22 protein-coding genes are annotated in these 22,281 nt (G+C 62.3%); 9 read left to right on the top strand and 13 right to left on the bottom strand.

Annotated elements, in window-relative coordinates; all coding sequences use genetic code 11:
* Window positions 1–2 precede the first annotated feature (2 nt).
* A complete protein-coding gene (locus ACF8K2_RS07800; protein WP_392464205.1) occupies window positions 3–500 on the bottom strand; it encodes a GNAT family N-acetyltransferase in 498 nt (165 codons plus the stop codon).
* A 254-nt stretch (window positions 501–754) separates the two neighbouring features.
* On the opposite strand from ACF8K2_RS07800, the gene ACF8K2_RS07795 reads away from it, so the two are divergent.
* The gene (locus tag ACF8K2_RS07795; RefSeq protein ID WP_392464203.1) at window positions 755–1,060 is read left to right on the top strand and encodes an NIPSNAP family protein; all 306 of its coding nucleotides are present in this window, start codon (window positions 755–757) and stop codon (window positions 1,058–1,060) included.
* Window positions 1,061–1,093: 33 nt separating this feature from the next.
* Here ACF8K2_RS07795 and ACF8K2_RS07790 read toward each other — a convergent pair whose 3' ends face one another.
* Both ACF8K2_RS07790 and ACF8K2_RS07785 read right to left on the bottom strand, forming a co-directional pair.
* Window positions 1,094–1,795: a YoaK family protein gene (locus ACF8K2_RS07790; RefSeq protein ID WP_392464202.1), complete on the bottom strand. Its 702-nt coding sequence runs from the start codon at window positions 1,793–1,795 to the stop codon at window positions 1,094–1,096.
* 18 nt (window positions 1,796–1,813) lie between these two features.
* Window positions 1,814–2,722 (bottom strand): LysR substrate-binding domain-containing protein, encoded by a 909-nt coding sequence (locus tag ACF8K2_RS07785; protein ID WP_392464200.1) that lies wholly within the window; start codon window positions 2,720–2,722, stop codon window positions 1,814–1,816.
* Window positions 2,723–2,853: 131 nt separating this feature from the next.
* Here ACF8K2_RS07785 and ACF8K2_RS07780 point away from each other — a divergent pair, with 131 nt between their 5' ends.
* Both ACF8K2_RS07780 and ACF8K2_RS07775 read left to right on the top strand, forming a co-directional pair.
* Window positions 2,854–3,489, top strand: a complete 636-nt coding sequence (locus ACF8K2_RS07780; protein ID WP_392464198.1) for a glutathione S-transferase family protein — start codon at window positions 2,854–2,856, stop codon at window positions 3,487–3,489.
* 21 nt (window positions 3,490–3,510) lie between these two features.
* Complete coding sequence (locus ACF8K2_RS07775) at window positions 3,511–4,557, top strand: LLM class oxidoreductase (RefSeq protein WP_392464197.1); 1,047 nt, start codon at window positions 3,511–3,513, stop codon at window positions 4,555–4,557.
* A gap of 6 nt (window positions 4,558–4,563) precedes the next feature.
* On the opposite strand, the gene ACF8K2_RS07770 is transcribed toward ACF8K2_RS07775, so the two are convergent.
* Window positions 4,564–5,847 carry a Zn-dependent hydrolase gene (locus ACF8K2_RS07770; RefSeq protein ID WP_392464196.1) on the bottom strand — a complete coding sequence of 428 codons (1,284 nt, stop codon included), beginning with the start codon at window positions 5,845–5,847 and terminating at the stop codon, window positions 4,564–4,566.
* Window positions 5,848–5,998: 151 nt separating this feature from the next.
* Window positions 5,999–7,489 (bottom strand): NCS1 family nucleobase:cation symporter-1, encoded by a 1,491-nt coding sequence (locus ACF8K2_RS07765; protein ID WP_392464194.1) that lies wholly within the window; start codon window positions 7,487–7,489, stop codon window positions 5,999–6,001.
* A 618-nt stretch (window positions 7,490–8,107) separates the two neighbouring features.
* Here ACF8K2_RS07765 and hydA point away from each other — a divergent pair.
* The 3 genes from hydA to preA all read left to right on the top strand — a co-directional run bounded on the left by hydA (window position 8,108) and on the right by preA (window position 12,342).
* Complete coding sequence (hydA, locus tag ACF8K2_RS07760; protein ID WP_392464193.1) at window positions 8,108–9,547, top strand: dihydropyrimidinase; 1,440 nt, start codon at window positions 8,108–8,110, stop codon at window positions 9,545–9,547.
* Between the two features lie 152 nt (window positions 9,548–9,699).
* Complete coding sequence (locus ACF8K2_RS07755) at window positions 9,700–11,067, top strand: NAD(P)-dependent oxidoreductase (RefSeq protein ID WP_392464192.1); 1,368 nt, start codon at window positions 9,700–9,702, stop codon at window positions 11,065–11,067.
* Window positions 11,068–12,342, top strand: a complete 1,275-nt coding sequence (gene preA / locus ACF8K2_RS07750; RefSeq protein ID WP_392464191.1) for an NAD-dependent dihydropyrimidine dehydrogenase subunit PreA — start codon at window positions 11,068–11,070, stop codon at window positions 12,340–12,342. It abuts the gene before it with no gap.
* A 128-nt stretch (window positions 12,343–12,470) separates the two neighbouring features.
* Here preA and ACF8K2_RS07745 read toward each other — a convergent pair whose 3' ends face one another.
* The 3 genes from ACF8K2_RS07745 to ACF8K2_RS07735 all read right to left on the bottom strand — a co-directional run bounded on the left by ACF8K2_RS07745 (window position 12,471) and on the right by ACF8K2_RS07735 (window position 14,536).
* Complete coding sequence (locus ACF8K2_RS07745; RefSeq protein WP_392464189.1) at window positions 12,471–12,872, bottom strand: DUF4440 domain-containing protein; 402 nt, start codon at window positions 12,870–12,872, stop codon at window positions 12,471–12,473.
* A 1-nt stretch (window position 12,873) separates the two neighbouring features.
* Window positions 12,874–13,494 carry a TetR/AcrR family transcriptional regulator gene (locus ACF8K2_RS07740; RefSeq protein WP_186557228.1) on the bottom strand — a complete coding sequence of 207 codons (621 nt, stop codon included), beginning with the start codon at window positions 13,492–13,494 and terminating at the stop codon, window positions 12,874–12,876.
* A gap of 229 nt (window positions 13,495–13,723) precedes the next feature.
* Window positions 13,724–14,536 carry a class I SAM-dependent methyltransferase gene (locus ACF8K2_RS07735; protein ID WP_392464188.1) on the bottom strand — a complete coding sequence of 271 codons (813 nt, stop codon included), beginning with the start codon at window positions 14,534–14,536 and terminating at the stop codon, window positions 13,724–13,726.
* Window positions 14,537–14,849: 313 nt separating this feature from the next.
* Between ACF8K2_RS07735 and ACF8K2_RS07730 the strand changes: the two genes are divergently transcribed.
* Complete coding sequence (locus tag ACF8K2_RS07730; RefSeq protein ID WP_186557230.1) at window positions 14,850–15,569, top strand: TorF family putative porin; 720 nt, start codon at window positions 14,850–14,852, stop codon at window positions 15,567–15,569.
* Window positions 15,570–15,637: 68 nt separating this feature from the next.
* Here ACF8K2_RS07730 and ACF8K2_RS07725 read toward each other — a convergent pair whose 3' ends face one another.
* The gene (locus ACF8K2_RS07725) at window positions 15,638–17,836 is read right to left on the bottom strand and encodes an OsmC domain/YcaO domain-containing protein (protein WP_392464187.1); all 2,199 of its coding nucleotides are present in this window, start codon (window positions 17,834–17,836) and stop codon (window positions 15,638–15,640) included.
* A 120-nt stretch (window positions 17,837–17,956) separates the two neighbouring features.
* Between ACF8K2_RS07725 and ACF8K2_RS07720 the strand changes: the two genes are divergently transcribed.
* Window positions 17,957–18,418 (top strand): GNAT family N-acetyltransferase, encoded by a 462-nt coding sequence (locus ACF8K2_RS07720; protein ID WP_392464185.1) that lies wholly within the window; start codon window positions 17,957–17,959, stop codon window positions 18,416–18,418.
* Here ACF8K2_RS07720 and ACF8K2_RS07715 read toward each other — a convergent pair.
* Complete coding sequence (locus tag ACF8K2_RS07715; protein ID WP_186557233.1) at window positions 18,395–18,652, bottom strand: helix-hairpin-helix domain-containing protein; 258 nt, start codon at window positions 18,650–18,652, stop codon at window positions 18,395–18,397. The two genes, ACF8K2_RS07720 and ACF8K2_RS07715, sit on opposite strands and share 24 nt — an antisense overlap.
* 167 nt (window positions 18,653–18,819) lie before the next feature.
* On the opposite strand from ACF8K2_RS07715, the gene ACF8K2_RS07710 reads away from it, so the two are divergent.
* Entirely contained in the window at window positions 18,820–19,395 is a 576-nt protein-coding gene (locus ACF8K2_RS07710; RefSeq protein WP_392464182.1) for a hypothetical protein, read from the top strand.
* An 81-nt stretch (window positions 19,396–19,476) separates the two neighbouring features.
* On the opposite strand, the gene ACF8K2_RS07705 is transcribed toward ACF8K2_RS07710, so the two are convergent.
* The 3 genes from ACF8K2_RS07705 to ACF8K2_RS07695 form a co-directional block, all read right to left on the bottom strand.
* Entirely contained in the window at window positions 19,477–19,764 is a 288-nt protein-coding gene (locus ACF8K2_RS07705; protein ID WP_186557235.1) for a HigA family addiction module antitoxin, read from the bottom strand.
* A 15-nt stretch (window positions 19,765–19,779) separates the two neighbouring features.
* Window positions 19,780–20,058 carry a type II toxin-antitoxin system RelE/ParE family toxin gene (locus ACF8K2_RS07700; RefSeq protein WP_392464181.1) on the bottom strand — a complete coding sequence of 93 codons (279 nt, stop codon included), beginning with the start codon at window positions 20,056–20,058 and terminating at the stop codon, window positions 19,780–19,782.
* A 140-nt stretch (window positions 20,059–20,198) separates the two neighbouring features.
* Window positions 20,199–21,995, bottom strand: a complete 1,797-nt coding sequence (locus tag ACF8K2_RS07695; protein ID WP_392464180.1) for a glycoside hydrolase family 15 protein — start codon at window positions 21,993–21,995, stop codon at window positions 20,199–20,201.
* Window positions 21,996–22,281 lie beyond the last annotated feature (286 nt).

The following is a 22,281-nucleotide window of genomic DNA, read 5'->3' as shown; positions in this document are numbered from 1 at the left end:
GCTCAATCGAGCGGGATGGCCTTGGCCATCTCAGCGGTCGGTACCCAGCCCAGGTTTTCATACACCGGCCGGCCATGTTCGGTGGCATGGAGAATGGCAAAGCCGATGCCGCGCCGGGCGAACTCGGCCTCGGCCAGGTTCATCAAGGCCGAGGCCAGCCCGCGCCGTCGGTAGTCCGGTTCGACGAACACATTGAGCACATAGCCACGCTGGGCGCAGGTTGGATGAGCCGGATGCGGCGGCCAGTCCAGGCTCATCAAACCAATCGCCGCAGCGGTTTTGCCTTGATCGCTGAGGACGAAGCCAAAGTATCGCCCGTCGAATAAACGCGGGCGTAACCAGGTCGCGAAGTGCTCGGTCATGACGCGCAGCTGGGCAGGCTCACCACCGGCCTCAACGAACATTTTTTCGCGCTGGGCACAGATCATCGCGTGGTCACCCGTTTGCAACCGACGCACCATCAGGCCGGAAAAATCGATTGTGCGGGGAGTCTCGTTCATAACTTGCACCTAGGCTGGGCCATCGATGCTAAAGCAGGCAGGCAGCTGGCATAAGCTACAGATGGGGGCCAATCGGACCATACAGAGGAAAATCCCGGCACACCCTGTCACAAGGGTCTGCCGCCGAGGGCGCTGCGCGAAGGCTATGAGCTGATGAGTCAAACCCTGGTGCTCACGTTGACGGGGCGCTAATCGACGCTGCTAGGGTTGCCTGCTAAGGTGTGCGCCCCACCTCGCAGCAAAGGAATGAGCGAATGATTACCTGCCACCTCAGATACGTCATCGACCCTTATCAGATACCCGCCTTCGAGCACTACTCACGGTTGTGGATTCATCTGGTCAACCGCATGGGCGGCACCCACCATGGTTATTTCCTGCCTTGCGAGGGCGCCAACAATATCGCCTACGCGATGTTCAGTTTCCCAAGCCTGGCGGCGTACGAACAGTACCGCAAAGATTCTGAAACCGATCCAGAATGCATCGCCGCGTTCGCCCTGGCGACCGAGCAGCGGTTCATTCTGAGTTATGAGCGAAGCTTCCTGCGGCCGGTGCTCGACTAAGCCATTAGCCTTACTGAAAAGAACTACAGCTCGCTAGCGCGGCAGGTAGCCCAGTTGCCAAGCCCTGGGGATGAAGGCGCAGACCAAAGCCAGCACGCTGGCCAACGCGCCACTGCCAATCAGCGCCATCAGCCCCAGCCATTGTTGCAACCAAGCCCCCAGCGCGGCGCCCAGCAACATGCCAGTCCAAGGCACCAACTGCACCCGCCAGCCATTGCGCCGCTCGCCCAGCAGCCAGCGCCCAAGCCCGCGACCGAAGCGTGACAGCGCACCGGTCACATAGGTCAGGCCGATCGGCAGGCCATTCACTTGCTCGACCACGGCATTGATCATGCCCATGGCCAGGATCGCCGTGAGCAGCGCTGGCAAGGCCGTCGGTACCGGCCACAGGCCAGCGCCGACCAGCAGACTGGCGACGATCAACAGCACCGGCCAGGCCCTGCGCTTGAAGCTGCGCACCAGCATCACGCCAAGGGCATTGCCAAGCACGAAGCCAACAATCGCCAGCGCCAGACGCACCACCAGGGCCAGGTCGGCCTGGCTGATGGCTGCGGCCAAGCGGGTGGTGTTGCCACTCATGAACGAGACGAAATCGCCCATCGCCAACAGGCCGATGGCATCGGTCATTCCCGCCAGCACCGACAGCCCGGCGACCAGACCCAAGCCGACGCGCCCGCGCAAGCGTTGCAACCTGGCGCGTTTGGCACTGTGCAGGTAAGCGGTATGGGTGAGCATGGGCGGGTCGATCTCCCTTCAGACGGTGGGCAATACTGGCGATGCAAGGTTCGCCTGATGCCTGAGCCAATCGATGAACGCGGATACCGGCGCACGCTGCAAGGCATGCGGGCGAGCAACCGCGTAATAGGCGAAGCGCGCGGGCCAGGGCAGGTCCATCACCACCACCAACCTGCCACTTTGTAACTCTTCCTGGGCATGATTGTCTTGCACCAGAGCAATGCCCTGGCCCATCGCCGCTGCACGCAATAACAACAGATCCTCATCAAAGCTCGGCCCGCGCCTGACCCTGCTGTCAGGCTCCACGCCATGCGCCTGTAGCCATAGTGCCCAGTCGGCGCGGTCGGAGTCTTGCAACAGCGGATAGTGCAGGCAATCCGCCGGATTCTGGATGGCCGGGCCTTTGCCCAGTAATGCGGGGCTGGCGACTGGCAGCAGCACCGGGGCCAGCAATGCAATCGACTCAAGCCCCGGATAGTGCCCCAGGCCATGACGCAAGGCGATGTCGACGCGTTCCTGGTGCAAATCCACCAGCTGCGCCGTGGCCTCTACCCGCACTTCGATGCCCGGGTGCCGGGCACTGAAATCGGCCAGCCGCGGCACCAGCCAGGACGACGCAAAAGACGGCACGGTACTCACGGTCAGGGTTTGCTCGGCCGTCATTGCCTCAAGCTCAGCCAGGGCGTTTTCAATCTGGCCAAAACCGCGCAGCAAACCTGGATGCAAACGCGCTCCTGCTTCGGTCAGTTGTACGCCCTGGCGACTGCGCAGCAGCAGCGTAGCGCCCAGCCGGTCTTCGAGTTGGCGAATCTGTTGGCTGATCGCCCCAGGCGTCACCCCCAACCGGTGCGCTGCGGCCTTGAGGCTACCCAGGCGCGCGGTTTCAGTGAATGCCCGCAGGGCCAGTAAAGGAAGCACAGCGCCCATCAAGCCACTCCTTGGTTTAGAAAACCTAACGCTTAAGCGCAGGACATATCGTTTTCCAGCTGCCTACCCGGCCCACTAGCATGGCTGGCAACACTCGTCGCTGACATTAGCCTGCCTGAGGTAAGTGGTCCATGCCTGATCCCGATCTGATTCTCTACACCGACAGCTCCCCCAATGGTTTCAAGATCACCATTGCCCTGGAAGAAATGGGCCTGGCGTACAGCCTGCGGCACGTACGCATCGAGCAAGGGCAGCAGCGTCATGCCGATTTTCTTGCACTTAACCCGTATGGACGGATCCCGGTGCTGGTCGACCGCAGCAGCGGCATCACCCTGTTCGAGTCCGCCGCGATTCTGTTGTACCTCGCTGACAAGAGCGGCCAGCTGCTCGACCGCCAGCCTCAAGCGCACTGGCAGACCATCACCTGGTTGATGTTCCACAGCGCCAGCATGGGGCCGTTGCTAGGCCAGCGGGTGCATTTCGAACTGTTCGAACAGACCCGCAATGAGCCAGCCATCAACCGCTACCGGCAGCTCAGCGAAACCGCCTTGGCCACGCTCGACCAGCATTTGGCCAACCGTTTGTGGCTAGCCGGTGATGCCTTCTCGATTGCCGATATCGCCAGCTTCGGCTGGATGCACATCGCCCGTGTGATCGACTTCGACTTCAGCCACCACCGCCACCTAAGCGAGTGGTTCGCCCGCGTCGAGCAACGACCCGCGGTACAGCGCGGCATTCGCCTACCAGAGCCTGCAACAGGCGCCTGACTCCACCTGCAAGGAATCGCCATGAACGACATGACCCAGTTCAACCCAGCCACTGTCACTCGCGGCGCCAATGCTTCGGCATTCGCCGATCACCCTGGCTACCGGCGCATGTTCGCCCCGGACCAACTGACCCTGGGGATCTTCTTGCCGCTGCGCTTCTATGCAGGCGACATGACCGTGCTCGAAGGACAGGCGCAGCTGGTCAGCACGATCGATCGCCTGGGCTTCGCCGCCACCTGGGTGCGCGATGTACCGCTGTTCGATCCGGGGTTCGGCGATGCCGGGCAAGTGTTCGATCCATTCGTCTATCTCGCCTATCTGGCCGCGCACACGCGGCAGATTGCACTGGCGACGGGCAGTGCGATCTTTTCCTTGCGCCACCCCATCGAACTGGCCAAGTCGGCGGTGAGCATCGATAGGTTATCTGGCGGCCGATTGGTGCTGGGCATCGCCTCGGGGGATCGTGCGGTGGAATTCCCCGCCTATGGCCTGGCACATGAGACGCGCGGCGAGCGCTTTGCGCAGTCGGTGGACTACTTCCGTCAACTGCTGGCGAACACCCCGCCCAGCATTGAGTCACCCCTGGGGCAGTTGAGCGACGCGTTCCTGCTGCCCAAGCCAGTCACCGGCCGCATTCCGCTGATCGTCACCGGCTCATCGCGCCAATCGATGCACTGGCTGGGCGAGCAGGCCGATGGCTGGCTGACTTACCCCGAGGCCACCCACAACGTGATGGGACCGCGGCGCCTGGCACAGAAGATCCGCGCCTGGCGCGAAGCGATTCCGGGCGGCGGTTTCCGCCCGCACATGACCAACGAATGGATTGATCTGGCGGACGATCCGAACTTTCCACGTACGCCGTTGCAAGGTGGCTATGTACTGAAGACAGGGCGCAACGGGCTGATCGAATTGCTCGGTGAATGGCAGGCTGCCGGGGTCAACCATGCAGCCTTGGGTATTCAGATGGCACGCCGACCCGCGGCCGAGATCATCGAGGAATTGGGGCAGGACGTGCTGCCCCTGTTCCCGTCATTGTCCGGCCCGCCACCGCTGGCCCAGCAATGGTAGCTTGAGTCAGGCAGCCAGGCGCCCGCTGGCAATCGCCTCGGACGCTGCCAGCATCGCCCGCAACAACACCGCGCAGCCTGCCGCCAAATCCTCGGGCGTGGCGTTCTCGATCTCGTTGTGGCTGATGCCGTTTTCACAGGGCACGAAGATCATTCCCGCCGGGCCTAGCTCGGCGAGGAAGATAGCGTCATGCCCTGCCCCGCTGACGATGTCCATGTGCGGCAGGCCAAGCGTGCGCGCCGAGTCGCGCACCGCGTCGACGCAACTGCGGTCGAAATACAGCGCGGGGAAATCTGCGGTTGGGGTCAGTTCGTAGCTCAAGCCGTGCTTGGCACAGGTAGCCTCGATCACCTTGCGCACCTCGACGATCATAGCGTCCAGTTGATCGCCCTGCAGATGACGCAAATCCAGGGTCATGCGCACTTCCCCCGGAATGACGTTACGCGAGCCCGGATACGCTTGCAGGCATCCAACCGTACCGCACGCGTGGGGCTGATGGCCGAGCGCAGTGCGGTTGACCGCCTCGACCACCGCCGCAGCGCCGACCAGGGCGTCCTTGCGCAAATGCATGGGCGTGGGGCCGGCATGCGCTTCGACGCCACGCAGGCTCAGGTCGAACCACTTCTGTCCGAGGGCGCCGAGCACCACGCCGATGGTCTTGGCCTGGTCCTCAAGAATCGGCCCCTGTTCGATGTGCGCTTCGAAGTAGGCGCCCACCGGATGGCCAAGCACGGCACGTGGGCCGGCATAGCCGATGGCGTTGAGCGCATCGCCCACTGTCACGCCTTGCGCGTCGGTCTTGGCCAAAGTCTGCTCGAGGGTGAACTTACCGGCGAACACGCCCGAGCCCATCATGCAGGGGGGGAAGCGCGAGCCTTCTTCGTTGGTCCACACCACCACTTCCAGCGGCGCCTCGGTTTCCACGCCGAGGTCGTTGAGGGTGCGGATCACCTCAAGCCCCGCCATCACGCCAAAGCAACCGTCGAACTTGCCGCCGGTGGGCTGGGTGTCGATGTGACTGCCGGTCATCACCGGTGGCAGCTTGGGATTGCGCCCCGGGCGGCGGGCGAAGATGTTGCCGATGCCGTCGATGCTGACGCTACAGCCGGCCGCTTGGCACCACTGCACGAACAGGTCGCGGGCCTGGCGATCGAGGTCGGTCAACGCCAGGCGACAGACGCCGCCCTTGGCGGTAGCGCCGAGGCGCGCGAGCTCCATCAAAGATTGCCACAGGCGGGCGCTGTCGACGTGGCGGTCGGTGGATTGCAGGACATCCTTGGCAGGATTCATGGTCATCTCCTCTGGCTTTTTTCTGCTGACACGCATGGGTTGTCGAGTGGGGCTTGTTCGCGGGCAAGCCCGTACAGGCTGAACGCTGATCCGAACATCACGCCAAGCCCTGTGGGAGCGGGCTTGCCCGCGAACAGACCAGCGCGGTTGCTCAGGGCACAGGTTTAGCCAGCCGTGCCGGACTGCGAGCTGCGATGCCACCGAGGACGTAGTACAGCGCCCCACCCAGCAGCGACCCGGTAAACCAGCCGTAGTCATAGAACCAACTGAAACTGGTATTGCCGATAGCCATCACGGTAAGCGCCACCGGTAGCGCGAAGGCGGCAAAACCCGCCCAGTTCCAGGCCGGGTAAACGTCGTCGCGGTACAACCCGGCAAGGTCCAGTTGCTGACGGCGGATCAGGAAGTAGTCCACCACCATGATCCCGGCAATCGGCCCGAGCAGGCTGGAGTAGCCCAGCAGCCAGTTGGAATAGACGCTCTCAAGGCTCAGGTCGGAAACGATCCAGCCGAGCTTTTTCAACAGCTCGTGGCCCATCAGCAGCAAGCCGATCACCCCGGTCAGCAGCACCGCCCGGGTGCGCCCGATCAAGCGGGGGGCGATGTTCTGGAAGTCGTTGGTAGGCGAGACGATGTTCGCTGCGGTGTTGGTCGAAAGCGTGGCGATCACGATCAAGGCCATGGCCAATGCGACCCAGCCTGGGCTCTGGATTCGGCCGATCAGGCTGACCGGATCGGACACGGTTTCCCCCACCAGCGAGGCCGAGGCGGCGGTCATTACCACACCCAGGGCGGCGAACAGGAACATGGTCAGCGGCAGGCCGAAAATCTGCCCGAGGATCTGATCTTTCTGGCTCTTGGCATAGCGGCTGAAGTCGGGAATGTTCAGCGACAGTGTGGCCCAGAAGCCAACCATCGCCGTTAACCCCGCGCAGAAGTAACTGACCACGCTGGCGCCCTCTGGACGCTTGGGGGGTTGCGCCAGCAGCTCGGTCATCGACATGTGCGGCAGGGCCCAGAACAGCAGGCCGAAACCGACTGCCACCAACAGCGGCGCAGAGAGCGTTTCCAGCCACTTGATCGACTCGGCGCCACGCAGCACCACCCACAGGTTGAGCGCCCAGAAAATCATGAAACCCAGCACTTCGCCGGTACCGGCCATAGCCTTCCAGCCGTCGAACACCGAGCCCAGGAACAGGTGAATGGCCAAGCCGCCGAACATGGTTTGGATGCCGAACCAGCCGCAGGCGACCACCGCACGAATCAGGCACGGCACGTTGGAGCCGAGAATCCCGAACGAGGAGCGCAACAGCACTGGGAAGGGAATGCCGTATTTGGTCCCTGGAAAGGCGTTGAGGGTCAGCGGGATCAATACGATGAGGTTGGCCAGCAGAATCGCCAGCAACGCCTCGCCCACGCTCAAGCCGAAGTAGGCGGTCAGCACGCCGCCCAGGGTGTAGGTCGGCACACAGATGGACATCCCCACCCACAAGGCGGTGATGTGCCACTTGTTCCAAGTGCGCTGGTGCACCTTGGTGGGGGCCATGTCGTGGTTGTAGCGGGGGCTGTCGAGGACGTCGCTGCCAGCATTGAGCTCGCACAGACCATCCTTTTCGATCACTTCCGATCTGCTCGGTTGCATGGGGCCTTCTCCAGATTTTCTTTTAATTTTTCGCTCATCGGGCTAATGCGATGGCCGGAGTACACACACCACCAGTACTGCACCTGTGGCCCGGCCTGGCTGCGGGCCCTCTCAATAAGCGTGCCGGGTCGGCCGAAGCTGCCCCGGTCGGCCGCCGCCGACCACAGGTAATCAACTGATCTGCAAAGCATTGTTCAACGCCAGCGGCGGGCACGGTCAAACCTGTGGCTGACGCTGTAACTGCAACGGGCCGGCCTTGGCCCCTGCATCAGGTTTCAATCTGGTGCAGCGTGTTTTTTATGCGCCGCTGACCAGGCCCTCACACCCGGTTTCAAGCAGCTGATTTTGCATGGAAAATCTTGACCAATTTGACATCTTGTCAAGTGCGTCAAAATGGTGAGGAGGCTCACCATTTTGGTGATTTTTGTTTTAATCCGTTATTTTTCAATAAGTTATAAACTGAATATGCTTATAAAAATATTTCTTGAACAATAGTAGATCCCCATCTAGATTTCATTCTTGTCAGGCCTGACAGGATTGAAACTATCCTCCAGTCACTGCCAGAAAAATAATTTCAAGAACCGGCCCAAGACCGGTCAGCCTGCGAGGAAGACGGCAATGTCCCTGTTGATCCGTGGCGCCACCGTGGTTACTCACGAAGAAAGCTACCCCGCTGATGTCCTGTGTGTTGATGGCCTGATCCGCGCCATTGGCGAAAACCTCGATCCCCCCGCCGGCTGCGAAATCCTCGATGGCAGCGGCCAATACCTGATGCCCGGTGGCATCGATCCGCACACCCACATGCAATTGCCGTTCATGGGCACGGTGGCCAGTGAAGACTTCTTCAGTGGCACTGCCGCAGGGCTTGCCGGTGGCACCACCTCGATCATCGACTTCGTCATCCCCAACCCGCAGCAGTCCTTGCTGGAAGCCTTCCACACCTGGCGCGGCTGGGCGGAAAAATCCGCCAGCGACTATGGCTTTCACGTCGCCATCACCTGGTGGAGTGAACAGGTCGCCGAAGAGATGGGCGAGCTGGTCGCCCACCATGGGGTCAACAGCTTCAAGCACTTCATGGCCTACAAGAACGCGATCATGGCCGCCGACGACACCCTGGTGGCCAGCTTCGAGCGCTGCCTGCAACTGGGCGCAGTGCCTACCGTGCATGCCGAGAACGGCGAGCTGGTCTACCACCTGCAGCAGAAGTTGCTCGCCCAGGGCATGACCGGCCCCGAGGCGCATCCGCTGTCACGCCCTGCCCAGGTCGAGGGCGAAGCCGCCAGCCGCGCCATCCGCATCGCCGAAACCCTGGGCACGCCGCTGTACCTGGTGCATGTGTCGACCCGCGAGGCGCTGGATGAAATCGCCTATGCCCGGGCCAAGGGCCAGCCGGTGTATGGCGAAGTCCTGCCCGGCCACCTGTTGATCGACGACAGCGTCTACCGCGACCCGGACTGGGCCACCGCCGCCGGCTTTGTGATGAGCCCGCCGTTCCGCCCACGCGAGCATCAAGAGGCGCTGTGGCGCGGGCTGCAATCGGGCAACCTGCACACCACCGCCACCGACCACTGCTGCTTCTGCGCCGAGCAGAAAGCCGCCGGGCGCAACGACTTCAGCCGCATCCCCAACGGCACTGCCGGCATCGAGGACCGCATGGCCGTACTGTGGGACGCCGGGGTCAACAGCGGGCGTTTGTCGATGCACGAGTTCGTCGCGCTGACCTCCACCAACACGGCGAAGATCTTCAACCTGTTCCCGCGCAAGGGCGCGATCCGCGTCGGCGCCGATGCCGACCTGGTGCTGTGGGACCCACAGGGCAGCCGCACGATCTCGGCCAAGACCCACCACCAGCAAGTCGATTTCAACATCTTCGAAGGCCGCACGGTTCGCGGCATCCCCAGCCACACCATCAGCCAGGGCCGGGTGCTCTGGGCCGATGGCGACCTGCGCGCAGAACCTGGCGCCGGTCGTTACGTGGAGCGCCCGGCCTACCCCTCGGTGTATGAGGTGCTCAGCCGACGCGCCGAGCATCAGCGGCCGACGCCCGTTCAGCGCTGAAGCACGGGCCTGCCAGGCAGCCCATCGCAGACTGGCGACAGCCTGCGATGGGCGAGCAAGAACAAGAGTGCTGTACCTGTTGACTGCCATCCCCGAAACGGACAGGCGAGTGACCGCCGCCTGAATCCATAAAAAAGAGAGAGGCTACAACCGTGATCGATGCCCTGAAGCACTTGCCGCGCCCCCGCGCCGGCGCCGACCAACTGGCCGATAACTTCGGCGATCTCGCTCCCCCCCTCAGCGCTCGCCAGGCTGCGTTGGAAAGTGCTCGATGCCTGTACTGCTTCGATGCGCCGTGCGTCAACGCCTGCCCCAGCGAGATCGACATCCCCTCGTTCATCCACCGCATCAGCGACGACAACCTGCAAGGCGCCGCCGAACGGATTCTGTCGGCGAACATCCTCGGCGGCAGCTGCGCCCGGGTCTGCCCGACCGAAATCCTCTGCCAGCAAGCCTGCGTGCGCAACAACGCCCAGGAATGCGCGCCCGTGCTGATCGGCCAGCTGCAGCGCTACGCGCTGGACAACGCCGGTTTCAGCGAGCACCCATTCAAGCGCGCGCCGGACACGGGCAAGCGTATCGCAGTAGTCGGCGCCGGCCCGGCCGGGTTGTCCTGCGCTCATCGCCTGGCGATGCATGGCCACGACGTGGTGATCTTCGAGGCCCGCGAGAAGTCCGGCGGCCTCAACGAGTACGGCATCGCCCGCTACAAACTGGTGGACGACTACGCCCAGCAAGAAGTGCAATTTTTGCTTGGCATCGGCGGTATCGAGATCCGCCACGGCCAGCGCCTGGGCGGCAACCTGAGCTTGAGCGAGCTGCACCAGCAGTACGACTCGGTATTCCTCGGCCTTGGCCTGAACGCTGTACGCCAACTGGGCCTGGCGGACGAAGAAGCACCGGGCCTGCTCGCCGCCACCGAATACATTCGCGAACTGCGCCAGGCCGATGACCTGAGCCAACTGCCGCTGGCCGACCGCTGCCTGGTGATCGGCGCGGGCAACACCGCCATCGACATGGCCGTGCAGATGAGCCGCCTGGGCGCCCGCGACGTCAACCTGGTGTACCGCCGTGGCCACGCCGACATGGGCGCCACCGGTCATGAACAGGACATCGCCAAGGCCAACCAGGTGCGCCTGCACACCTGGGCACGCCCGGATGCGGTGTTGCTCGATCAGCACAATCGCGTGCGCGGCATGCGCTTTGCCCGCACCGAGCTGGTCGAAGGCCGCCTGCGCGATACCGGCGAAAGCTTCGAGCTGGCCGCCGATGCCATCTTCAAGGCCATCGGCCAATGCTTCGACGATGCCAGCCTCAGCGACCCGCTGGCCGCGCAACTGGCCCGCGACGGCGAACGCATTCAGGTCGACCAGAACCTGCGCACCAACCTGCCCGGCATCTATGCCGGCGGCGACTGTACCGCGCTAGGCCAGGACCTCACTGTCCAGGCCGTGCAACACGGCAAGCTGGCCGCCGAAGCCATCCATGCCCAACTCATGCTCAATGTGGAGGCTGCGTAAATGGCCGACTTGTCTATCGAATTCGCTGGTATCAAGGCACCCAACCCGTTCTGGCTGGCCTCCGCACCGCCAACCGACAAGGCTTACAACGTGGTCCGCGCGTTCGAGGCCGGCTGGGGCGGCGTGGTCTGGAAAACCCTCGGCGAAGACCCAGCAGCGGTCAACGTGTCGTCGCGCTACTCGGCGCACTTTGGCGCCAACCGTTCGGTGCAGGGCATCAACAACATCGAGCTGATTACCGACCGCTCGCTGGAGATCAACCTGCGCGAGATCACCCAGGTCAAGAAGGACTGGCCCGACCGCGCGCTGATCGTGTCGCTGATGGTGCCGTGCGAAGAGCAGTCATGGAAGTTCATCCTGCCGCTGGTAGAGGCCACCGGCGCAGATGGTATCGAGCTCAACTTCGGCTGCCCGCACGGCATGCCCGAGCGTGGCATGGGCGCCGCTGTCGGCCAGGTGCCCGAGTATGTCGAGATGGTCACCCGCTGGTGCAAGACCTACTGCTCGCTGCCGGTGATCGTCAAGCTCACCCCGAACATCACCGACATTCGCCAGTCAGCCCGCGCTGCGCATCGCGGTGGCGCCGATGCGGTGTCGCTGATCAACACCATCAACTCGATCACCAGCGTCGATCTCGAGCGCATGGTTGCGCATCCGATCGTTGGCGATCAGAGCACCCATGGCGGTTATTGCGGTTCGGCGGTCAAGCCAATTGCCTTGAACATGGTCGCCGAAATTGCCCGCGACCCTGAGACCCGCGGGCTGCCGATCTGCGGCATCGGCGGTATCGGTAACTGGCGCGATGCCGCGGAATTCATCGCGCTGGGCAGCGGTGCGGTGCAGGTGTGCACGGCGGCAATGCTGCATGGCTTTCGGATTGTCGAGGACATGAAGGACGGGCTGGCGCGCTGGATGGACCAGCATGGCCATCGCAACCTGGAAGCGTTCCGTGGCCAGGCGGTTGGGCATACCACGGACTGGAAGTACCTGGACATCAACTACCAGGTGATTGCCCAGATTGACCAGCAAGCGTGCATTGGCTGTGGGCGTTGCCACATCGCCTGCGAAGACACCTCGCACCAGGCGATCGGCAGCGCGCTGAAGGCCGACGGCACCCATGAATACAGCGTCATCGAGGAGGAATGCGTGGGCTGCAACCTGTGCCAGATCACCTGCCCGGTCGAGGACTGCATCGAGATGGTGGCGCAGGATACCGGCAAGCCTTACCTGAACTGGACCCAGGATCCGCGCAATCCGTATCGTGAGGCCGGTTAGGTTGCGGTTTGTTCGGCGATAGTCGGGGCTGCTACGCAGCCCATCGCAGGCCAGCTCCTACAGGATTCTGCGCGGTCCCTGTAGGAGCTGGCTTGCCTGCGATGGGCCGCAAAGCGGCCCCAGTACTTTCACCCCAACGCCGTCTCATGCAAACACTGCCAAACAACCCCCTGTGCGCTGCACTGTACGATCACCAACGAATACCGCACCTGCTCAACCCCGGCCATACGATGCGTCTCCTTGTACCTCAAGGCAACGCCGCTCCCCGCCTGCCACACCACCTGCACATCGCTGACCAGCATTTCCAACCCCACCCGCGTACCCGCGACGCGATCGAACATCTGCCCTACCTGGTTACGGTCCACCAGCGCTCCAGACGTGGTGACCATGCTGAAGCCATCGGCAAACACCGCCATCAATTGCTCAAGCACGTCGTGGGTCTCAGCCGCAGGCCGGGTGAACACTGTATGAATTAGGTGGTGCACCTCGTGGATACTGCGTTCAGCTCGTTCAATCAGCGGGTTATGCATATCAAGGCTCCAAGCCAATGCCGCGCAGGATAACGCCGGTCACCGTCTGCACCGCCCTTTCAAAAGCCATGTCCGACAGCGGCTCGCCGCCATTGAGCAGCTCGACCTGATAACCAAAGTCGGCGTAGTGCTGGGTCGAGGCCCAGATCATGTACAACAGCGCCGAAGGCTCGACCGGCAAGATCCGCCCCTCCTCGACCCAGCGACGGATCTTCGCTTGCTTGAGCTGCGCCCAGGGCACCAGGCTGTCATCCAGGCTCGCGCCCAGCAACGGCGCGCCGTGCAACATCTCCTCGGCCCAGATCTTCGAGCCCAGCGAGCGCGAGCGCGAGTGGCTCATCTTGGCCCGGATATAACTGGTCAACACCACCCGCGGGTCGTCGAAGCGCTCGAAGCACAGGGCGTCCTGCTTCCACACATCCAGCAGATCCTGCAGCACCGCTCGATACAGGTCGTCCTTGGTGCTGAAGTAGTAATGCAGATTGGAGCGCGGCAGTTCGGCCTGCTCGGCGATATCGCCCATCGAAGTGGCGCCGAAGCCCTTCTCGGCAAACACCTTCTCGGCAGCTTGCAGAATCTTCTCGACGTTACGTCGACGGATTTCGATCTTGTGGTTGGCCATGGCCTGTCCAATGCGACTGAAACCCGTCAAGGCTAACAGTTTTGCGCAAGGCGCAGGCAACTAACCCCAGTTAAGCCAAAGCACAAGCCAACGATTGATTTTCTATTTTAGTGTTGTGGGTTCTGGCCTCTTCGCGGCGGTTCGCCGCGAAGAGGCCAGAGTGTCCCCCACACCTGTCACTATCACCAGATAACGCCAGCCCAGGCGCCATCTGGCGGTGGCTTCACCTTCAGCGGCGGCTGATCACCACTTCCAGATATTCACTGGGCACCACCAACGACGCTTCGCCTGCGCCATTGTGCTCATTGAGCAGCTGGGTCAAATCGCTTTCCAGTGCACCCGCCGCGGCGCTATCCAGCGACGCAAAGGCCTTGTGCACCGGGCCGTACCAGGTGCGAAACACATCGATGAAATGCGCCGGCGAACGGTAGCGAAAATTAAAATGCTGGCGGCTCACCTTGATTGAGCCGATGGCATCGCCGAACAGCTGGTGCAACTGCTCTTCATCGCCCCAGCGCGATGGCGGTTGCGCACCGGCAGGCGGTGGCACGTGCCGGCCCAGGGTCTTGAACATCTGGCCGATAAAACCTTGTGGGGTCCAATTGGCCAGGCCAATCCTGCCGCCCGAGCGGCAAACACGGGCAAGCTCTTTGGCTGCCTGCGCCTGATCGGGGGCGAACATCACACCGAAGGTCGAGATGACGGCATCGAACGCACCATTGTCGTACGGCAGCGCCTCAACATCGGCGGTTTGAAACACGACATCCAGGTGTTCCGCGCGGGCGCGCTCTTCACCTCGTTTGAGCAGCTCGGCTACATAGTCGGTGGAAGTGACCCGGCAACCGCGCCGTGCAGCCGCCAGGGTGGCATTACCGTTGCCGGCGGCGACATCCAGCACCTGCTCGTCCCAGCGCAGGTCGCAGGCTTCGGCCAACCGCTCGCCGACCAACTGCAACGTGGTACCGATGACCGCGTAATCTCCACTGGCCCACGCCGCCTGCTGGCGGGCCTTCAATGCTTGCAAATCCAGGGGTGTGCTCATGGCGTGCACCTGATTTTCCGCGCGGCCGTCTTGCTTGAAGCGGTCAGCGCGCCATTGTTGTCTTGGAGTGTTCAGGCCGAGCCGGTTGCGCCCGACCAGCGATTAGCTAAACCCTATCCCCGGCCAACGGCAATGGCCTGTACCCGCGACGCTAGATGAGTTGGGTACATGCATAGTGCCTGATCGAATATACCCACGCTCAAGGCTGCAGATCGCCCAGAGGGAAATCCCGCAGGCTCGCTCAAGGGTTCCCCATGTCGGCAGGCACAGGTATCCTCGGCCTCTCAAATCCGGGCTTTCCAGGACGGTAACGATGACCAAGCCGCTAGTGTTGCTCAGCGCAGCCCTGCTCCTCAGCCCGCCGCTGCAGGCGCAGATCATCCAGCGCCAGCTAGGCGAGTTCGATTTCAAACTGGGCACCAGTGCCTCGCGCAGCATGGCCCAAGGGCTGATCTCTCCCAGCGCGATCGGCTCGTTCCACGGCGGCCTGGATTTCACCCACCCCAGCGGCTGGTACTTCGGCCAGTACGCGCCGAGCATGGGCCTGACCCCCACTTCCACCCTGCAACTGGATAACTACCTGGGCTACAAGCACCACTTCGACAACAGCCTGGGCTACGAGGTAGGGCTGATCCATTACAGCTACCCCGAGATATCAGGCCGTGACCGCTACGCGATGTACGGCGGCCTGTCACTGTTGGGCAGCAAGTTGGGCGGCGCGCTCAATGACAACCCCGACAACCGCATTGGTACCCTGTTCGCCGACCTGGGCCAACTGCCGCTGTTGGATGTCGGGGTGACCGTGAAGCTGGCCCATCACCGCCTCGGCACGCCCTACACCATCGGCGATGGCCGCCAGGTCGACAGCTTCAACGATTGGTCGCTGAAGCTGTCGCGCTCGTGGCTGGGCCTGGACCTGAACCTGATCTACAGCAACTCCGACCTCAGTGGGGGCGGCTGCGCAGCTTATGCAGGTATCAACAGCTACTGCGATGGCATGCTCACCTTCAAGGCCCAGCGCAGCTTCTTCTAGCGCGGGACGTTCTAAGCTGCAAAAAACAACAAAAGCACCCTCGGGTGCTTTTGTTGTTTACGCCGTTATCAGGACAGCGCCGCCTTGGCCCGAGCGCTGTGCAGCTTCTTGTAGCTGTCGACCAGGCGCAAATGTCGGTCGAGCCCTTCCAGCTTCATGCTGGTCGGGGTCAAGCCATAGAAGCGCACGCTGCCGTCGACCGAGCCGATCACCGCATCCATCCGTGGGTTGCCGAACATGCGGCGGAAGTTGACCTCGTAATCGGCCAGCTCCAGCTCATCGTCCAGCTGCACTTCGAGCACCACGTTCAGCGCCTGATAGAACAGACCGCGCTCCAGGGTGTTGTCGTTGAACTGCAAGAAGGTCTCCACCAGTTCCTTGGCCACTTCAAAGCGCTTCAAGGCCAGGCTGATCAGCAGTTTCAACTCCAGGATCGTCAACTGACCCCACACGGTGTTGTCGTCGAACTCGATGCCGATCAAGGTGCTGATGGCGGTGTACTCGTCCACCTCGCAGTTGTCCAGACGCTTGACCAGCGCCCTCAGGCTGCGGTCATCGAGGCGGTGCAGGTTGAGGATGTCGGCGCGGAACAGCAAGGCCTTGTTGGTGTTGTCCCAGATCAGGTCTTCCACCGGGTAGATTTCCGAGTAGTCCGGCACCAGGATCCGGCAAGCATTGGCGCCAAGGCTGTCGTAGACCGCCATGTACACTTGCTTGCCCATGCCTCCGAGGATGCCGAACAAGGTCGCCGCTTCATCGGCGTTGGACTGCTCGCCCTTGCCGGAGAAATCCCACTCGACGAATTCGAAGTCGGCCTTGGCACTGAAGAAGCGCCACGACACCACGCCGCTGGAGTCGATGAAGTGCTCGACGAAGTTGTTCGGCTCAGTCAGCGCGTGGCTTTCGAAGGTCGGTTGCGGCAGGTCGTTGAGGCCTTCGAAGCTACGGCCCTGGAGCAGTTCGGTGAGGCTGCGCTCAAGCGCCACTTCAAAGCTTGGGTGCGCGCCAAACGAGGCGAACACACCGCCGGTACGCGGGTTCATCAAGGTCACGCACATGACCGGGAATTCACCACCCAGCGAAGCATCCTTGACCAACACCGGGAAGCCTTGCTCTTCCAGGCCCTGGATCCCGGCGAGGATGCCGGGGTACTTGGCCAGCACCTGCTGCGGCACATCCGGCAGCGCCAGCTCGCCTTCGAGGATCTCGCGCTTGACCGCGCGCTCGAAGATTTCCGACAGGCACTGCACCTGCGCTTCGGCCAGGGTATTGCCGGCGCTCATGCCGTTGCTCAGGTACAGGTTTTCGATCAGGTTGGATGGGAAGTACACCACCTCACCGTCCGACTGGCGCACGAACGGCAGCGAGCAGATGCCGCGCTCCTTGTTGCCCGAGTTGGTGTCGTACAGGTGTGATCCACGCAGCTCGCCGTCGGGGTTGTAGATCTCAAGGCAGTACTCATCGAGAATTTCCGTCGGCAGCGCGTCCTTAGGGCCCGGCTTGAACCAACGCTCGTTGGGGTAATGCACGAAGTCTGCATTGGCGATGTCTTCGCCCCAGAACTGATCGTTGTAGAAGAAGTTGCAGTTCAGCCGCTCGATGAACTCGCCCAGGGCCGAAGCCAACGCGCCTTCCTTGGTCGCCCCCTTGCCGTTGGTGAAGCACATCGGCGAGTGCGCATCACGAATGTGCAACGACCAGACGTTAGGCACGATATTGCGCCACGAGGCGATTTCGATCTTCATGCCAAGGTCAGCGAGAATCGCCGACATGTTGGCGATGGTCTGCTCCAGTGGCAGGTCCTTGCCGGCAATGTAGGTGCGGGCCTGGGCGTCGCTGTCGAGCATCAGCAGCGCCTGGGCATCGGCGTCGAGGTTGTCCACCTCTTCGATGATGAACTCAGGCCCGGTCTGCACGACCTTTTTCACCGTGCAGCGATCGATCGAGCGCAGGATGCCCTGGCGGTCTTTTTCCGAGATATCGGCCGGCAGCTCGACCTGGATCTTGAAGATCTGGTTGTAGCGGTTTTCTGGGTCGACGATGTTGTTCTGCGAAAGGCGAATATTTTCCGTAGGGATATTGCGCGTCTGGCAGTACAACTTTACAAAGTAAGCCGCGCACAGCGCCGACGAAGCCAGGAAGTAGTCGAACGGACCCGGTGCCGAGCCATCGCCCTTGTAGCGGATAGGTTGATCGGCCACCACCGTGAAATCATCGAACTTGGCTTCAAGTCGAAGGTTATCGAGAAAATTTACCTTGATTTCCATGCGGGATTACCATAATTCGAGCAAAACGATGGCGGGCATTATCCGGGTTTCTTGACGGGAAGTCTTGAGCGTTCTGTCTCGTCGCGCCCCACCTCCCCTCATCAGCTACAGGGCACAAGGATGACCCTTCGACTACGACCCGCGCAGGTGACCGACCTGCCGTCGATCTATCAAGGCGAACAGGCCTACATCCAACGCTGGGAGCCCGCCCATGAGACGGCCTGGCGCCTGCAACTGGAAAGGCATCTACGGCGCTGGGTGGATAACTTCGAGCGACTGACGGTCGCGCTCATCGATGAGCAGTTCGCCGGTTACGCGCTATGGACTGCCGAGCAAGGCGCGGCTGAGCTGTGCACTATCCATGTCTCGCAGCGCTACCGGCGAAACGGCGTGGGGCGGGCGCTACTGGACAGGTACAGCGCTGATGCACTGAGCCTGGGGTTCACCCAACTGGCCTTGAGCGTGCGCCCCGATAACCCCGCCAGGTACCTGTATGAGCAGGCGGGGTTCATCTGCACGGGCACCGGCACTCACGACTATCTCAGGTACCAGCGCTGCCTAGTGGGCGGCGGGTGTGCTTGACTGTGCACTCTTGGCAAACTCGACCGCCGCAGTAATCGCCGCCCGCGCTTGCGGGCTGTTTTTCCAACAGGTCGAGCCCACTGCGGCAGAAGCTTGAGCGAGGATGTCGCCTACATTCGCCTGACTGAGTAGCGCCAGCGAGTCGATGCCTATCTGCTCAAGACGTGCGATGACGGTCGGCCCGACGCCCTTGAGCGCTAACAGGGCGGTGTGTTCATGGGCTGGGAATGGCATCGGTAAACTCCTTTTATGGGCCATGTGTGGTCGGCTGAGTTTGCCACCGCCGGTTCGGGCCTCATCTCGGGTGAGGGAGAGGTCGGGGTAACTTAGCATGCGCCGGCTGGCTTTAGCGTATGCGCACGACTAGGGTAAGGAGCACACTCACTCGCGAGCATTGCCCGATGCGGACCTGGCTATTGTTGATCCTCAGCCTGAGCTGTCCCCCACTGCTGGCCGAACAGGCCTTGCCTGTGCGCGATGCCTGGACGCTCTCTGACCAGTTCGACCAGCCCTACACCCTCGATGGCCAGACCCGTGTGCTGATGATTGCCCGCAGCATGTCCAGCGCGCGCCTGGTAAACAGTGCGGTGGAACACACCCCGAAAGGTTATCTGGAACAACGCGGCGTGGTCTTCGTGGCGGATATCGAAAAGCTGCCGAGCCTGGTCCAGGCCGTGCTGGTGCCAAACATGCGCTCGGCGACCTACCGCATTCTGCTGGACCGCGACGGCCAGGTCGCCGAACGCTACGCCGGTGACCGCGACAGTGTTCAGTGGCTGGAAATGCAGGGCGGTAGCGTCACGCGTGAGCGGCGTTTCAGCGATTTGCCCGGCCTGCGCCAGGCGCTTGCGGGGTTGGTTGCGAGCCGAGCAGTGAGCGATAGCGCTGCTGCTTTCGGTCAAGCAACTCACGGTGTCACAGCTACAGGTAAAGACCACAGCAAAGGCAAAGGCGACAACAATCCAGCTCAACAATGATCGACGGAGAAGTCGGAAGGTTTTATCTATCGATAGGACCGCGCGAGACCATGGCAGAAACGATGGGCTTGACTACAGCGTTCATGCCGCCTGAAAAAGCCGCTCGACAACAGGCTGCTTACGATTTCGAGCCTGCCAAAGATCGTAATCAGCCTGTATCGCCAGCCACAGACGAGCCGTGCTGACTCCAGCCATCTCCAAGCGCAACGCCAAGTCAGGTGAGACTGCGGCCCGGCCATGCAGTACCCGCGAGAGCGCCTCGCGGGAAAAACCCAGGTGCGCGGCAAACGCTTTCACTGTCAGGCCTAGCGTCGGCAAGACGTCCTCACGCAGCGTTTCACCTGGATGGGGCGGATTGTGCAGAGGCATGGTGTGCCCTCCTGTTCAGTGGTAATCAAGGTAATCGACCAACTCTACGTCCGAGCCAATAAAGCGGAAAATCACCCGCCAATTGCCTGAGACACTGATCGACCAGAAGCCAGCCAATTCGCCCTTGAGCGGGTGCAATTGCCAACCAGGCACGCTCATCTCGTCTGCCGCGATGGCACGGTCGAGGATTTGCAACTGCCGTTTGAGGCGGCTGGCATGGGCTGGCTGGATCCCGCGGGTGCCGCCGGTTTCATAAAAAACGCGCAGTCCTTTGTGCCGAAAGCTGATGATCATGAGGATCGCGCTGCATCCATTCAGTGAGAATGACGCAAGTGTGACCCGACGCATCACACGGAGCAAAATAACATATGTGACGTTATGCGTCACATACTATTCAGAGGCCCAAGCGCACCGTTGGATTGACCAGGCTCAAATCAACCACAGCGAGCCCGATCGCGCGCCGGACACTGCGCCCGGTGCACATTCAGCGCGGTATTGATGATGCCGATATGGCTGAACGCCTGAGGGAAATTGCCCAGCATGCGCTTGCCGGCCGGATCGTATTGCTCGGCCAGTAAACCCACGTCATTGCACAAGCCAAGCAAACGCTCATACAGCGCCTGGGCTTGCTCCTGGCGGCCAAGCAATACATAGACATCCGCCAGCCAGAACGAACAGACCAGGAACGTGCCCTCCCCTGGGGTCAGCCCATCGCTGCAGCTGTCGCTGTCATAGCGCAGCAACAGCTCGTTTCTCAGCAGGCGTTTTTCGATCTGCTCAAGCGTGCGCAGAAAGCGCGGATCGTCCGCAGGCAAAAAACCGGTCAAGGCGATTTGCAGCAGACTGGCATCCAGCTCGCTGGAGCCGTACGCCTGTACGAAGAATTCGCCCTTGCCATCCAGCCCGTGCGCGCAGACGTCGCGATGGATCTCATCGGCCACCTGGCGATAATGCCGGCCGCGTTCGCGGTCCTCCTCGGTGGTGTCGGCCAGCCCCGCAGCGCGATCGAATGCCACCCAGGCCATGACCTTGGAGTGCACGAAATGCTGCGGCCCGCCGCGCACTTCCCAGATGCCTTCATCGGGCTCGCGCCAGATACGCTCCACGTACGGCAGGATCAGGCGGGCAATCGCGGCGCTGCGTGGGTGGCGTGGCAAGCCGCCCTTGATCGCCTGGGTCATGGCGTCGGCCACTTCGCCGTAGATATCCAACTGGCGCTGCTGCGACGCGGCATTGCCCACGCGCACAGGCTGGGAGTGCTCGTAGCCAGGCAGCCACGGCAGGGTGTATTCCTGCAGATCGCGCTCCCCGGCCAGGCCATACATGATCTGCATCTGCTCGGGGTTGCCGGCTACCGAGCGCAGCAACCATTCGCGCCAGGCCTGGGCTTCGTCGAAGTAGCCCAGGTTCATGAAAGCGAGCAAGGTCATGGTGGCGTCGCGTAGCCAGCAGTAGCGATAGTCCCAATTGCGTTCGCCAGCGATGCGCTCGGGTAGCGAGGTGGTCACGGCGGCGACGATGCCGCCGGTAGGCGCGTAGGTCATGGCCTTGAGGGTCAGCAGCGAGCGGCGCACCTGAGCGGTGTGGGGGCCGACGTCCGGGCAACGGTCGGCGAATGTTTGCCATTGGGTGAGGGTGTGTTCGAGGGCGTTGTCGATGTCGCATCCGGGCTGCACCGGCAGGTGCGAAGGCTGGTGACGCAGGCTGAAGCTGTGCCGTTCGCCGGCGCACACGCGCAAGCGGGCCACGGTGTGGTGGTCGCGGGCGTGGGTGGTGACGGTGCTGCACAGGATCAGACGGTTCGGGCCGGCGACGGCGCTCAAGGTCAGCGGGTCGAGTTTTTCTACCCAGGGCACACTGCGGCCGTAGTCGAAACGCAGGACCAGGTCCATTTCGAAATTGACTTCGCCGGCGAGGCCTTCGACGATGCGGATCAGCGCGTTGCTTTCGTCCAAGGGCATGAAATCGAGCACCCGGGCGCGACCGCTGGCGGTGCTGTAGGTGGTTTCCAGCACCAGGGTATCGCCCAGGTAGCGACGGCTGGAGTGCTCGACCGGATCGCAGGGGGCCAAGCGCCAGCGGCCGTTTTCTTCGTTGCCCAGCAGCGCGGCGAACACTGCAGGGGCGTCGAAGCGCGGCAGGCACAGCCAGTCCAGCGAGCCATCGCAGCTGACGAGCGCGGCGCTGCGGCAGTTGCCCAGCAGGGCGTAGTCTTCGATCGGTGCTGGCATGGGGGCTCCTTGCGGGTCTTGATGCTTGATCTGGGTTGTTCGAGGTCTCTAGGTTGGTCTGCCAGTAGGGTGGTGAAAGTTCCGGCCATTTCGCGGGCAAGCCCGCTCCCACAGGGGGCGCGCTGACCGCATGACGGCGTCGTGCCTGGGGAAACGCTATGCGTCGCAGCGGCGGGTTGGTCTGCCAGTCGGGTGGTGGACGTTCCGGCCTCTTCGCGGGCAAGCCCGCTCCCACAGGGGGCGCGCTGACTGCATGATGGCGTCGTGCCTGGGGAAACGCTATGCG

The organism is Pseudomonas sp. xss_2, assembly GCF_043104195.1.
In the GTDB taxonomy this organism is placed as follows: Bacteria; Pseudomonadota; Gammaproteobacteria; order Pseudomonadales; family Pseudomonadaceae; genus Aquipseudomonas; species Aquipseudomonas urmiensis.
The sequence above is the reverse complement of the archived record's forward strand: the minus strand, read 5'-3'. Positions and strand labels throughout refer to the sequence as shown.

Bases quoted from the DNA above. Each gene is read 5' to 3' on its own strand.
- ACF8K2_RS07800 (WP_392464205.1), bottom strand. From the start codon at position 500: ATGAACGAGACTCCCCGCACAATCGATTTTTCCGGCCTGATGGTGCGT.
- ACF8K2_RS07795 (WP_392464203.1), top strand. From the start codon at position 755: ATGATTACCTGCCACCTCAGATACGTCATCGACCCTTATCAGATACCC.
- ACF8K2_RS07790 (WP_392464202.1), bottom strand. From the start codon at position 1,795: ATGCTCACCCATACCGCTTACCTGCACAGTGCCAAACGCGCCAGGTTG.
- ACF8K2_RS07785 (WP_392464200.1), bottom strand. From the start codon at position 2,722: ATGGGCGCTGTGCTTCCTTTACTGGCCCTGCGGGCATTCACTGAAACC.
- ACF8K2_RS07780 (WP_392464198.1), top strand. From the start codon at position 2,854: ATGCCTGATCCCGATCTGATTCTCTACACCGACAGCTCCCCCAATGGT.
- ACF8K2_RS07775 (WP_392464197.1), top strand. From the start codon at position 3,511: ATGAACGACATGACCCAGTTCAACCCAGCCACTGTCACTCGCGGCGCC.
- ACF8K2_RS07770 (WP_392464196.1), bottom strand. From the start codon at position 5,847: ATGAATCCTGCCAAGGATGTCCTGCAATCCACCGACCGCCACGTCGAC.
- ACF8K2_RS07765 (WP_392464194.1), bottom strand. From the start codon at position 7,489: ATGCAACCGAGCAGATCGGAAGTGATCGAAAAGGATGGTCTGTGCGAG.
- hydA (WP_392464193.1), top strand. From the start codon at position 8,108: ATGTCCCTGTTGATCCGTGGCGCCACCGTGGTTACTCACGAAGAAAGC.
- preA (WP_392464191.1), top strand. From the start codon at position 11,068: ATGGCCGACTTGTCTATCGAATTCGCTGGTATCAAGGCACCCAACCCG.
- ACF8K2_RS07745 (WP_392464189.1), bottom strand. From the start codon at position 12,872: ATGCATAACCCGCTGATTGAACGAGCTGAACGCAGTATCCACGAGGTG.
- ACF8K2_RS07740 (WP_186557228.1), bottom strand. From the start codon at position 13,494: ATGGCCAACCACAAGATCGAAATCCGTCGACGTAACGTCGAGAAGATT.
- ACF8K2_RS07735 (WP_392464188.1), bottom strand. From the start codon at position 14,536: ATGAGCACACCCCTGGATTTGCAAGCATTGAAGGCCCGCCAGCAGGCG.
- ACF8K2_RS07730 (WP_186557230.1), top strand. From the start codon at position 14,850: ATGACCAAGCCGCTAGTGTTGCTCAGCGCAGCCCTGCTCCTCAGCCCG.
- ACF8K2_RS07725 (WP_392464187.1), bottom strand. From the start codon at position 17,836: ATGGAAATCAAGGTAAATTTTCTCGATAACCTTCGACTTGAAGCCAAG.
- ACF8K2_RS07720 (WP_392464185.1), top strand. From the start codon at position 17,957: ATGACCCTTCGACTACGACCCGCGCAGGTGACCGACCTGCCGTCGATC.
- ACF8K2_RS07715 (WP_186557233.1), bottom strand. From the start codon at position 18,652: ATGCCATTCCCAGCCCATGAACACACCGCCCTGTTAGCGCTCAAGGGC.
- ACF8K2_RS07710 (WP_392464182.1), top strand. From the start codon at position 18,820: ATGCGGACCTGGCTATTGTTGATCCTCAGCCTGAGCTGTCCCCCACTG.
- ACF8K2_RS07705 (WP_186557235.1), bottom strand. From the start codon at position 19,764: ATGCCTCTGCACAATCCGCCCCATCCAGGTGAAACGCTGCGTGAGGAC.
- ACF8K2_RS07700 (WP_392464181.1), bottom strand. From the start codon at position 20,058: ATGATCATCAGCTTTCGGCACAAAGGACTGCGCGTTTTTTATGAAACC.
- ACF8K2_RS07695 (WP_392464180.1), bottom strand. From the start codon at position 21,995: ATGCCAGCACCGATCGAAGACTACGCCCTGCTGGGCAACTGCCGCAGC.